This window comes from Streptomyces sp. NBC_01498 (assembly GCF_036327775.1).
Classification (GTDB): domain Bacteria; phylum Actinomycetota; class Actinomycetes; order Streptomycetales; family Streptomycetaceae; genus Streptomyces.
In genome coordinates this window covers 4,622,251-4,634,122 of record NZ_CP109598.1, presented here as the reverse complement: position 1 = coordinate 4,634,122, position 11,872 = coordinate 4,622,251, and the positions used below count along the sequence as shown (strand labels likewise).

The following is an 11,872-nucleotide window of genomic DNA, read 5'->3' as shown; positions in this document are numbered from 1 at the left end:
GCGCACGCGTCCTCGCGCGCCCGTCTTCGCGCTCGTCCTCGCGGAGGGACCTGCCCCGGTCCGCCCCACCGGGCAACGAAGATTCATCCGGCAGGGCTACGGAGCCCGGCGCCATGTCACCCGTACGGCGGCGGCGAAAAGCCGGTGCGCACGCCGGGGCGGGTGGGTCGGCGGACCCGGCGGCGGGGCGCGGGCGGGGCGGCGAGCGCTCAGCGGGCCCGGCGACGGGGTTCGTGGGCGGGTCGGCGGGCGCTGCGAGCGGGTGGGTCGGAAGACCCGGCGGCGGGGCGCGGGTGGTGGGCAGGCGCTCCGGGCAGGCGGGTGACGAGGCAGGGGGCAAATCTGGAGCGGACCCGGCAGCGGGTGGTCGGCGGACGTTCCGGCCGGGCGGGTGGGCGAGCCGGGCGGGTCATCGGCGGGCGGATCGCCTGCCCGGCAGATCAGCCGCCCGGTCGCAGGCGGGTCAGCCGGCCCGGCCGGGGGCGGACCCGGCGGCGCGCGCCCCGGGCGGAGACCAGTCGGTGCTCCGGGCAGGCGGGTCAGCCTGCCGGGCAGCAGGCGGTCGGGCGGGTGGGCGGGCGCTCCGGGCAGGCAAGTGACGAGGCAGGGGGCAAGCCTGGAGCGGACCCGGCAGCGGGTGGTCGGCGGACGTTCCGGGCGGGCGGATGGGCTGACGGGCCCGGCGACGGGGCTCGCCGACGGGTCGGCAGGCGCTCCGGTCCGGTGGGTCGGCGGGGCGCGGGTGGTGGGCGGGCGCTCCGGGCAGGCAAGTGACGAGGCAGGGGGCAAACCTGGAGCGGACCCGGCAGCGGGTGGTCGGCGGACGTTCCGGCCGGGCGGGCGGATGGGCTGACGGGCCCGGCGACGGGGCTCGCCGACGGATCGGCAGGCGCTCCGGTCCGGTGGGTCGGCGGATCCGGCGCCCGGTCGCAGGCGGGTCAGCCGGCCCGGCCGGGGGCGGAGCCGGCGGCGCGCGCCCCGGGCAAACGACCGAGCCACGCTCCAGGCAGGTGGGTCATCCGGTCGGGCGGGGCAGGGTCGCTCCGGGGAGGCGGGTCAGCCGCCCGGTCGCAGGCGGGTCGGCGGCCCGGCCGGGCAGGGGCGCTCCGGGTACGCGGGGCAGTCGGCCGGGCGGTAGCCGATCGGCGCTCGGCGGGCCGGGCAGCAGCCGGTCATCACTCCCGTCGGCGGGTCAGGGCCGTGACGGCCGTGGTGGCGAGGTCGTCGAGATAGCCGGCGGGCAGATCGCCCCGTACGACGACCAGCCGCCAGTAGAGCGGCCCCGCGATGAGGTCGAGCGCCAGGTCGGGGTCGGTGCCGGCGGGCAGTTCGCCGCGGGCGACGGCCTCGCGGACGACCACCGCCGCGATCCCGTGGTCGCCGTCCAGCAGGGCCGACTTGATGGCGTCGGAGATCTCCGGGTGGCGGGCGGCCTCGACCAGCAGGTCGGGGATGACGCGGGAGGCCAGCGGATGGCGCAGGGCGTGCGAGGCCACTTCGAGCAGGGCGCGTACGTCCCCGTACAGCGAACCGGTCGCCGGTACGGGCAGCCCCTGGGCCGCGACGGCGGAGACCAGGTCGAGGACCAGCGCGAGTTTGGACTTCCAGCGCCGGTACACGGCGGTCTTGCCGACACCGGCCCGGCGGGCGATGCCCTCGATGGACATCCGGGCGAACCCGACGGCCGCCAGTTCCTCGAAGACGGCGGAGCGGATGGCGTCGGTCACGTCCTCACGGAGCACGGCGGCTCCCGCGGGGGCGCGGCGTGCGAGGCGGGGGTCCGGGGGCATGGCGCCGAGCATAGCGTCATGGGCGTCACGACGAAACGGTTGCGTTGCGACGTGCTTCCGTTCTAACCTCACCGTTACGACGAAACGGTCCCGTCCCGTCGTCTCCACCGTCGACCGCCTCGTTCTCCCGCCGCCCCCGCTCGATGCCCCTCGTCGAAAGCGACCTTCGTGAGCCAGACGACCGCTTCCCCCGCCCCGGTCCGGGCCCCCGGCACCGCCCCTCCGACCCGCCCGGGGGCACCGGGCCCCTCGGACACCCCGGTATCGGCCGCCTCCCTCCCGCCGCTCCCCACGCTCCCGCCGGACCTGCGCGCCTTCGCCGCCCGGCACGGTCTTACCGAGAGCGGCGCCCGGCCCTCACTCCCCGCGTACCTGCGCGGGCTGCACTCCCGCCGCCACTTCGTCGTCGCCTTCGCCACCGCGCGGCTGACCTCGCAGTACAGCAAGGCGAAGCTCGGCCAGCTCTGGCAGATCATGACGCCGCTGCTCAACGCGACCGTCTACTACTTCATCTTCGGCGTCCTGCTCGACACCAAGGACGGGGTGGCGGACTTCGTCCCGTTCCTGGTCACCGGCGTCTTCATCTGGACGTTCACGGCCGGCACCGTCACCGCCGGGACCCGCGCGATATCCGGGAACATCGGCCTCGTACGCGCCCTGCACTTCCCGCGCGCCTCCCTCCCGCTGGCGCTCGCCCTCCAGCAGGCGCAGCAGCTGCTCTTCTCGCTGGGCGCGCTGGCGGTGATCCTGGCCGTGTTCGGGCAGTACCCGAGCCCCGCCTGGCTGCTGGCCGTCCCCGCCCTCGCGCTCCAGACCCTGTTCAACACCGGGCTGGCGATGATCGTCGCGCGGCTGACGGCGGCGACGCCCGACCTCGCGCAGCTGACGCCGTTCGTGCTGCGTACGTGGATGTACGCGTCCGGGGTGATGTGGAGCCTGGACACGGTGTTCAAGGACCAGACCGTCCCGCACCTGGTCCGGCTGGCGCTCGAATGCAATCCGGCGGCCGTCTACATCGATCTGATGCGCTTCGCGCTCATCGACAGTTTCACCGCCGGTCAACTCCCGCCCCATGTCTGGCTGGTCTCGACCGGCTGGGCGGTGCTCGTCGGGGCCGGCGGATTCCTGTTCTTCTGGCAGGCGGAGGAGAAGTACGGCCGTGGCTGAGACCCGTACCGGTAGTGATACGGCTGCCGAGACCGACACCGAGCGTGTCCCGACCGTCGTCGTCGACGGCGTCCACATCACCTACACCGTGCACGGCACCAAGGGCGGCAAGGGAAGTGCCACCTCGGCGCTCAACCGGATCGTCTCGCGCCGGCGGAGCCCCGGCGCGCGCGAGGTGCACGCCGTACGGGGCGTGAGCTTCGTCGCGTACAAGGGAGAGGCGATCGGTCTCATCGGTTCCAACGGCTCCGGGAAGTCGACCCTGCTCAAGGCGGTCGCCGGACTGCTGCCGCCGAGCCGGGGCAGCGTCTACACCCGGGGCCAGCCCTCCCTCCTCGGCGTCAACGCGGCGCTGATGAGCGACCTGACGGGCGAGCGCAACGTGATACTCGGCGGGCTCGCCATGGGTATGACGCGCGCGCAGGTCAGGAGCCGTTACGCGGACATCGTCGAGTTCTCCGGGATCAACGAGAAGGGCGACTTCATCACCCTGCCGATGCGGACCTACTCGTCCGGCATGGGCGCCCGGCTCCGCTTCTCCATCGCGGCGGCCAAGACCCATGACGTACTGCTGATCGACGAGGCGCTGTCCACGGGGGACGCCGGGTTCCAGAAGCGGAGCAAGGAGCGCATCGCGGAACTGCGGGCGGAGGCGGGCACGGTCTTCCTGGTCAGCCACAGCAACCGGACGATCCGGGAGACCTGCGACCGAGCGATCTGGCTGGAGTCGGGGACGCTGCGGATGGACGGCCCGGCGGCGGAAGTCGTCGCGGCGTACGAGGAGTTCACGGGGGCCCCGAAGAAACGCACGCGCTGATCCCGGCGCGCCGTCGGGCGCGGGGGAACGGCGCGAAGGCCGCAGGGGGCTGCCCGGCACCGTGGTGCCGGGCAGCCCCCTGTCGATGTCCCCTGGACGGGGACCGGTCTAGGCGTGCGACCGCAGCAGGGTCCGCATCGTCCGCATCGCGACCGACAGGTTCGCCAGGTCGAAGGAGTCCGAACTCTGGATCTCCTCCAGCGTGGCACGTGAACGCCCGAGAATCGCCGCGTTCTTCTGCTCCCACGCCTTGAACCGCTCCTCCGGCGTGGCGGTGCTGTCGCCGACGGACAGCACGTCCGACGTCAGGGCGGCGTGCGCCGCGTACAGATCCTCACGGATCGACGCGCGGGCCATGGACTGCCAGCGGTCGGCCCTCGGCAGTTCGATGATCCGGTCCATCAGCTGGGTGATCCGCAGCCGGTCGCCGAGGTCGTAGTACACCTCGGCCACGGCCAGCGGGTCCTTGCCCGTCCGGTCGGCGATCCGCACGATGTCGAGCGCGGGGAACGCCGCGGAGAATCCGGCGACCCGCAGCGCCAGCACCTCGGGCACACCCTCCCGGGTGAGCTCGCCCACGATGTTCTGGTACCACTCCAGATCCGCGCCGCGCAGGAGCTGCGGCAGCTTCTGCCAGACCTGCTCCACGCCCTCCGCGAAGAACTCGACGGTCCCGGCGATCTCCACCGGCTGCGGCCGGTTGCCCAGCAGCCAGCGGGTGCCGCGCTCGACCAGCCGCCGCGAGTGGAGCCTGATCCGGGTCTGGACGTCGGAGGCGACACTGTTGTCCAGCGCCTCGACCGAGTCCCAGACCGCGCCGAGCCCGAAGATCTCCCGGGCGGCCGTCTGCGCCCGTACGATCTCCTCGATCGACGCCCCGGTCTCCTCCCGCAGCCGGTGCAGGAAGGTCGAACCGCCGGTGTTCACGGTGTCGTTGACCAGCACCGTCGTGATGATCTCGCGGCGCAGCGCGTGCGTGTCGATCTGCTCGGAGAACTTCTCGCGGAGCTGCGCGGGGAAGTACGCGTAGAGGAGCTTGCGCAGATACGGGTCGTCCGGCAGCTCCGTGGAGATCAGCTCGTCGGCGACGGTGATCTTGGTGTAGGCGAGCAGTACGGCGAGTTCGGGCTGGGAGAGCCCCTTGCCCGCGTTGAGCAGTTCGCGGATCTGGCGGTCGGCGGGCAGGAACTCCAGCTCCCGGTTGAGATTGCCGTCCCGCTCCAGGCGGCGCATGAACCGCTGGTGCGCGTGGAGCAGCGAGGGTGCCTGGAGCACGGCGTTGGTGAGGGCCACGTTCTGCGCGTAGTTGTTGCGCAGCACCAGGCGGCCGATCTCGTCGGTCATGGCCGCCAGCAGCTTGTTGCGCTGCTTGACGGTCATGTCGCCTTCCGTCACGAGGCTGTTGAGCAGGATCTTGATGTTCACCTCGTGGTCGGAGGTGTCCACACCGGCGCTGTTGTCGATGGCGTCGGTGTTGATCTTGCCGCCCCGGCCGTCGGCGCCGCGCCGGGCGAACTCGATGCGGCCGAGCTGGGTCGCGCCCAGGTTTCCGCCCTCGCCGACGACCTTGGCGCGCAGGTCCTCGCCGTTGATCCGGATGGAGTCGTTGGCCTTGTCGCCCACGTCCGCGTTCGACTCGGCGGACGACTTGATGTACGTACCGATGCCGCCGTTCCACATCAGGTCGACCGGTGCCTTGAGGATCGCCCGCATCAGATCGGCCGGCGTCAGCTTGGCCACGCCTCCCTCGATCCCCAGCGCCTCGCGCATGTGCGCGTTGACCGGGATCGACTTCGCCGTACGGGGGTGGATCCCGCCGCCCGCGGAGAGCAGTGAGGTGTCGTAGTCCGCCCAGGAGCTGCGGGGCAGTTCGAAGAGGCGGCGGCGCTCGGCGAACGAGGTGGCCGCGTCCGGCTTCGGGTCGATGAAGATGTGCCGGTGGTCGAAGGCGGCGACGAGCCGGATGTGCTCGGAGAGCAGCATGCCGTTGCCGAAGACGTCACCGGACATGTCGCCGACACCGGCGACGGTGAAGTCCTCGGTCTGGGTGTCGTGGCCCATCTCGCGGAAGTGCCGCTTGACGGACTCCCAGGCGCCGCGCGCGGTGATGCCCATGCCCTTGTGGTCGTAACCGGCGGAGCCGCCGGAGGCGAAGGCGTCGCCGAGCCAGAAGTCGTAGGCGATCGCGACCTCGTTGGCGATGTCGGAGAAGCTGGCGGTGCCCTTGTCTGCGGCGACGACCAGATACGTGTCGTCCTCGTCGTGCCGCACCACGTCGGCCGGGTGCACGACCTCGCCCGCCACCATGTTGTCCGTGATGTCGAGGAGGGCCGAGATGAAGGTCTTGTAGGCGCCGATGCCCTCGGCGAGCCAGGCGTCGCGGTCCACGGCCGGGTCGGGGAGGTGCTTGGCGACGAAGCCGCCCTTGGCGCCGACCGGCACGATGACCGTGTTCTTGACCATCTGCGCCTTGACCAGGCCGAGGATCTCCGTACGGAAGTCCTCACGCCGGTCGGACCAGCGCAGACCGCCGCGGGCGACCTTGCCGAAGCGCAGGTGAACGCCCTCGACACGGGGCGAGTAGACCCAGATCTCGTACGCCGGGCGGGGCGCGGGCAGGTCGGGGATGGCCTGCGGGTCGAACTTCATCGACACGTAGCTGTGGTGCCGGTCGGCGACGGAACGGCGGCCCGCACCCGCCTTGCCGTCCGGCCCCTTGCTGGTGCTCTGGAAGAAGTTGGTCCGCAGCGTGGCCTTGATGACGGTGAGGAACGAGCGGAGGATGCGGTCCTCGTCGAGGCTGGCGACCTGGTCGAGCGCGCCGGTCAGTTCTTCGAGGAGCCCTTCGATCAGCTCCGTGCCGGCCCGCTGGCGGTTGGGCGCCATCCGGGCCTCGAAGAGGGAGACCAGCAGCCGGGTGGTGTGGACGTTGTTACGGAGGGTGTCCTCCATGTAGTCCTGGCTGAAGGTCGCCCCGGCCTGGCGCAGATACTTCGCGTAGGCGCGCAGCACCATCGCCTCGCGCCAGTTGAGTCCGGCCCTCAGCACGAGGGAGTTGAAGCCGTCGTTCTCCGCCTCGCCCGTCCAGACGGCGGCGAAGGCGTCCTGGAAGCGCTCGCGGACGTCCTCGGCGAGGCGCTCGTCCTTGGGCTGGCCGCCCTCGCCGTGCGGCATGCGCAGGCCGAAGTCGTAGATCCAGGCGTGGGCGCGGTCCGCGCAGCGCAGCTCGTACGGCCGCTCGTCCACGACCTCGACGCCGAGCTGCTGGAGCACCGGCAGGACGGCGGAGAGGGAGACCTGCTCACCGGTGCGGTAGATCTTGAAGCGGCGTTCGCCGGGTGCGGCGCCGACCGGTTCGTACAGGGAGAGCGCGAAGTCCTTCTCGTCACGGCTCAGTTCCTCGACCCGGACGAGGTCGGCGACCGCGGAGCGCGGCGAGTGGTCGGCCTTGTAGCCCTCGGGGAAGGCGTTGCCGTAACGGCGCAGCAGTTCGGCGGCGCGCTCCTCGCCCAGCTCGGCGTTGAGCGCCTCGCCGAAGCCGTCGGCCCAGGAGCGGGCGGCCTCCACGAGCCGGGCCTCGATGCGTTCGACGTCGGCGTCGGTGAGCCCGGTCAGCGGGGTGCCCTGCGGGACCCGTACGACGAAGTGGATCCGGGAGAGGATCGACTCGGTGTTCCAGGCGGTGAAGTCGACGCTGGTGCCGCCCAGCTCCTCCTTGAGGATGTCGATCACACGCAGCCGCACGCCGGTGGTGTAGCGGTCGCGCGGCAGGTAGATCAGGGCGGAGTAGTAGCGCCCGTACTCGTCCTGGCGGAGGTAGAGGCGCAGCCGGCGCCGCTCCTGGAGGTACAGGACGCTGGTGACGATGGAGCGCAGCTGGTCGACCGGCGTCTGGAACAGCTCGTCGCGCGGGTACGTCTCCAGGATCTGCATCAGGTCGCGACCGTCGTGGCTGTTGGGCGAGAATCCGGCGCCCTCCAGGACCTCGGCGACCTTGCGCCGTACGACGGGCACACGGCGTACGGACTCGGTGTACGCCGCCGAGGAGAACAGGCCCAGGAAGCGGCGCTCACCGACGACGTCGCCCTTGTCGTCGAACTTCTTCACGCCCACGTAGTCGAGATAGCTCGACCGGTGCACGGTGGAGCGGCTGTTGGCCTTGGTCAGGACGAGGACCTTGTGCTCGCGGGCCTTGGCGCGGACGTCGGCGGACAGCCGGTTGAACGACGGGCTCACCGGGTGGTCCTCGTCGTCGGCGTGCCGCGGGTCGGAGCGCAGGATGCCGAGGCCGGTGCCGGGGACGGCGGTCAGGGAGTCGTCGCCCGTCAGCTCGTACTCGCGGTAGCCGAGGAAGGTGAAGTGGTTGTCGGCCAGCCAGCGCAGCAGTTCGCGCGCCTCGTCGACCTCCTGGACACGCAGGTCGTCGGCGGTCGGCTCGTCGGGCAGCTCGTCCGCGATACGCAGAGCGGACCCGCGCATCTTCTCCCAGTCCTCGACGGCCTCGCGGGCGTCGGACAGGACTCGCAGCAGGTCGGAGGTGATCTGCTTGAGGTCGGAGCGGTCGGTCTCACGGTCGATCTCGACGTGGATCCAGGACTCGGTCAGGGTGTCGTGCGCCTGCTCGGCGTCGTCGCCCCGGCCGCCCGGAAGGACCTCGACGAGCTTGCCGGTGACATCGCGGCGGGCCAGGATCTGCGGGTGGACCACGGCGTGAATGCCGCGGTTCTGCCGGGTGAGCTCGTTGGTGACCGAGTCGACCAGGAACGGCATGTCGTCGGTGACGACCTCCACGACGGTGTGGGTGCAGGTCCAGCCGTTCTCCTCCACGGACGGGGTGTGGACCCGTACGTTGGCGGTGCCCTGGGGGCGGTTCTCCGCCAGGCGGTAGTGGGAGAGCGCCGCGCCGTAGATGTCGACCGGGTCGCGGTCGGCGAGGTCGTCCGGGGCGGTGTGGAGGTAGTACCTCTGGAGGAAGGCGAGCAGGGACTCGCCGTCCGGCTGCTTCCCGCCGTCCGTGGCTTCGTCGGTCGCCGTCGCGGCCGAGTCGTTCCGGGAGGTGCCTCCCAGACCCCCAGCCCCCCCGGCTGGGCTGTTCTCAGCGACCCGGGCCGCCCGTGCGAGCAGCTCGGCCTTGGCTTCGTCCAGCTTGGTCTGCATGTCCTCTGGCTCCTGTCGCGCGCCGTTGCGTGACGTCGATGAAAGAAGCAGCACAACGCCACGACGCGGGGTGTCCGGTCGGAGTCGACGCTATGCCGCGATGAGAGATGTCCGGGGCGTTATCGGCCAAACTTGACGGCTGCGCCGGATCGGGGAGATCGGTGCGGCCCGGGGCGCGGTGGCACTCCGGGCGAGGGCCGGGAGCTTCGCTGCTCCCACGGCTTATCGCACTGATCACGGCCCCAGGCTATCCCGCCGCACCCCTGACCCGTCATGAACCGCATATGCACAAAGAAAGGGCGAGAAATTTGCCGTTCCGGACAGTGACAAGCCGTCCGCCGACGGACGTGGGGACGGCGGGTCCGTGGTGGGGCGGCCGTCGGCCGGCCGCCGTCAGGCCATGCTCTGCGCGAGATCGACGGCGTCGGCGAGGCTGTCCACGACGGGGACGCCCACCGCCTCCAGGCTCCTGCGGCTGTGCGAGCCCCCGGTGTAGAGCACCGCGCGGGCGCCCACATGGGCGGCGGCCAGCGCGTCGTCCACCGCGTCACCGATCACCACCGTACGCGCCGGAGTTATCCGGCCTTCGGCGGCGAGGGCGGTCAGATGGCGCTCCATGTGCACGGCCTTGGTGCCGCCGGAGGGTCCCGTCCGCCCGTCGACCCGGACGAAGTGCTGGTGGATCCCGTACTCCCGCACCACGGGCACCAGTTGTTCGTGCTCGTACATGCTGAGGAGGGACTGGCTGCGACCGGCCAGCGTCCACCCCGACAGCAGTTCCTCGACACCCTCGGTCAGCGCGCAGGCGACGCGCCGCTCCACGTAGTACCGGTGGAAGGTCGCGTCCATGACCAGCCACTCGGCGTCCGTGGGGAGGCGGCCCATCAGCCGCTCGTAGAAGACCGGGATCGGCATGCAGTACAGGTCCCGGTAGCGCTCGGCGGTGATCGGCGGCAGGCCGATGTCCGCGAACGCCGCGTTGGTCGCCCCGATGACCGCCGTGAAGTCGTCGAGCAGCGTGCCGTTCCAGTCCCAGATCAGATGTGCGTCGTGCGTCCCCATGCCCGGAAACGTTACCGGCAGGGTCTGACAACGCGGTGCGGAACCCTACGCGACGATGCCCGGAATCTCCTGGACGCCGAACCAGAGCAGTTCGTGGTCCTCGGCCCCGTCCACCGTGAACCGGGCGTCGTCGTCGCCGTGGTCGGCCGCGCCCAGCGCCGCCGCGGCGGCGGTCACGTCGGCCTCGGCCTCGTCCGCGTCGACATGGACGGCCGCGGCCCTGGCCAGCGGGACGGCGGAGGCGATCCGCACCTCGCCGAGCCCGGCGGAGTCCAGCCCGCTGGCGGGGTCCGCGGCGGCGTCCTTGTCGGGCACGTCGACGGCGACCACGACCCGGCGCCGCGCGGCGGACGGATCCCCGGCCAGCTGCCGGAGCGAGGCGGCGGCGGCACGGTTGAGGGCCGCGTACTCCAACTCCTCGATGTCGTCGGAGAGATACCACTCGCGCAGACCGGGTGTCACCGCGTAGGCGGTCAGCGGCCCTGGACCCAACTCGCCCGTCTTGTGCGCCTCGGCGAGACCGGAGAGGGTCAGGGGGACGTAGACGCGCATGCGATGACCGCTTTCGTAGTCGGGAAGCGGTCCCAGGATACGTCCGGCACATCCCGGCGGTCCCTCGTGGGAGTGACACTGCGGAGCCGTTCCACGTCCACTTGAATACGCAGAGTGACGCGGGCGTCGCAGGTTGGACCGGGTCGACCACCCGGACAGGTGACACGCAACGCGTCGGCATCCCCGCCCGCCGGTCCTTGCGACGGCCGCGGATCACCCGTAGAAGATCACCAACACAAGTTACCGCCCGGTAATGCCGATGCGGCCGGGCCGGCGGAACGGGGGGCGATCTGCGTGAGCGACACCGGGACCAGCAGGGCGTACGACAGGGCGGCGGCACGGACGGTCGCCTCCACCCGGCCACCGGCCAGACGCGACTCCCGCAGGCCGGGCCGGGTGGTCCCGCAGCACCGGGGCCCCTGGCTCCAGCCGCACGAGCGCTTCGCGGAGCTGCTGCTCGCCGTTCTCAGCGGCATGCGGCCGGTCCACTCGATGCTGGGCCAGACCGTCGGCAAGGCGTACGACCAGCTCGTCCGGCTGGCCCCGACGACCCCGCTGCGCGCCCGCAACACCACACCGCACATCCGCAGCTGCCGGAGCTTCCACCCCCGGCCGGGCGTGGTCGAGGCATGGGCGATCGTCGCGGCGGGCGACCAGGTCCGCGCCATGGCGTTCCGCCTCGAACAGGGCCCCGACCTCCGCTGGCGCTGCGCGGCGGTGGAGGTGGCCCCACGGCGACAGGGGTAGCGGGTGCCCCCGGGGATGTCCGCCGTGACGGAGGCCGGGGAGGGCGCCGGGGGCCCGTACGGCGGGCCTGGGCGCGGGGGCGGCCGTACGGCTGGGGCCGTGCAGGAGGCGGTCACGGGCCTGGTGCGCCTCGTACGGACTCTGCAGGCGGGCCCCGGCGGCGCGGGAACGCGGTCGGTTGGCGGCTACAGACCGGCTGCGGGCCCACCGCACGCGCGCACCTCCGCCGACCGACCACGGCCGACACCGGCGCACAGCCACCCCGGCCACGGAGCCTCGTGCACGAGCGCCTCGCCCGCCTCGTACGGACGCTGTACGAGGCGGGCGGGCCCCAGCGGCGCGGGAACGCGGTCGGTTGTCCGCTACGGAACGGTCGCGGGCCCACCGCACGCATGGACCTCCGTCGATCGACTGACGGAACCCGGCCACACAGGAACACGGCCGACACCGGCACACAGCCACCCCGGCCACGGAGCCTCGTGAAGGAGTGCCTCGCGCGCCTCGTACGGACGCTGTACGAGGCGGGCGGGCCCCAGCGGCGCGGAAACACGGTCGGTTGGCGGCTACGGAACGGTCGCGG

General features: G+C 71.9%; 7 protein-coding genes. 3 read left to right on the top strand and 4 right to left on the bottom strand.

What is annotated here, in order from left to right; genetic code table 11:
- Positions 1-1,175: 1,175 nt before the first annotated feature.
- Positions 1,176-1,802 (bottom strand): TetR/AcrR family transcriptional regulator, encoded by a 627-nt coding sequence (locus OG875_RS19835; protein WP_443079147.1) that lies wholly within the window; start codon positions 1,800-1,802, stop codon positions 1,176-1,178.
- A 156-nt stretch (positions 1,803-1,958) separates the two neighbouring features.
- Here OG875_RS19835 and OG875_RS19830 point away from each other — a divergent pair, with 156 nt between their 5' ends.
- Both OG875_RS19830 and OG875_RS19825 read left to right on the top strand, forming a co-directional pair.
- Complete coding sequence (locus tag OG875_RS19830; RefSeq protein ID WP_443079146.1) at positions 1,959-2,957, top strand: ABC transporter permease; 999 nt, start codon at positions 1,959-1,961, stop codon at positions 2,955-2,957.
- On the top strand, positions 2,950-3,774 hold the full coding sequence (locus OG875_RS19825; protein WP_330175555.1) for an ABC transporter ATP-binding protein: 825 nt from the start codon (positions 2,950-2,952) through the stop codon (positions 3,772-3,774). The genes OG875_RS19830 and OG875_RS19825 overlap by 8 nt, the downstream gene beginning before the upstream one ends.
- A gap of 108 nt (positions 3,775-3,882) precedes the next feature.
- On the opposite strand, the gene OG875_RS19820 is transcribed toward OG875_RS19825, so the two are convergent.
- From OG875_RS19820 to OG875_RS19810, 3 genes are all read right to left on the bottom strand, one after another.
- A complete protein-coding gene (locus OG875_RS19820) occupies positions 3,883-8,931 on the bottom strand; it encodes an NAD-glutamate dehydrogenase (protein ID WP_330175554.1) in 5,049 nt (1,682 codons plus the stop codon).
- A gap of 393 nt (positions 8,932-9,324) precedes the next feature.
- Positions 9,325-9,993, bottom strand: a complete 669-nt coding sequence (locus tag OG875_RS19815; RefSeq protein ID WP_330175553.1) for an HAD family hydrolase — start codon at positions 9,991-9,993, stop codon at positions 9,325-9,327.
- Positions 9,994-10,038: 45 nt separating this feature from the next.
- Entirely contained in the window at positions 10,039-10,545 is a 507-nt protein-coding gene (locus tag OG875_RS19810) for a DUF6912 family protein (protein ID WP_330175552.1), read from the bottom strand.
- A 294-nt stretch (positions 10,546-10,839) separates the two neighbouring features.
- Between OG875_RS19810 and OG875_RS19805 the strand changes: the two genes are divergently transcribed.
- On the top strand, positions 10,840-11,292 hold the full coding sequence (locus OG875_RS19805; protein ID WP_330175551.1) for an Rv3235 family protein: 453 nt from the start codon (positions 10,840-10,842) through the stop codon (positions 11,290-11,292).
- The last annotated feature ends 580 nt before the right edge of the window (positions 11,293-11,872 follow it).

Excerpts from the sequence above, each read along its gene's own strand:
- OG875_RS19835 (WP_443079147.1), bottom strand. The coding sequence starts at position 1,802 with ATGCTCGGCGCCATGCCCCCGGACCCCCGCCTCGCACGCCGCGCCCCC.
- OG875_RS19820 (WP_330175554.1), bottom strand. The coding sequence starts at position 8,931 with ATGCAGACCAAGCTGGACGAAGCCAAGGCCGAGCTGCTCGCACGGGCG.
- OG875_RS19815 (WP_330175553.1), bottom strand. The coding sequence starts at position 9,993 with ATGGGGACGCACGACGCACATCTGATCTGGGACTGGAACGGCACGCTG.
- OG875_RS19810 (WP_330175552.1), bottom strand. The coding sequence starts at position 10,545 with ATGCGCGTCTACGTCCCCCTGACCCTCTCCGGTCTCGCCGAGGCGCAC.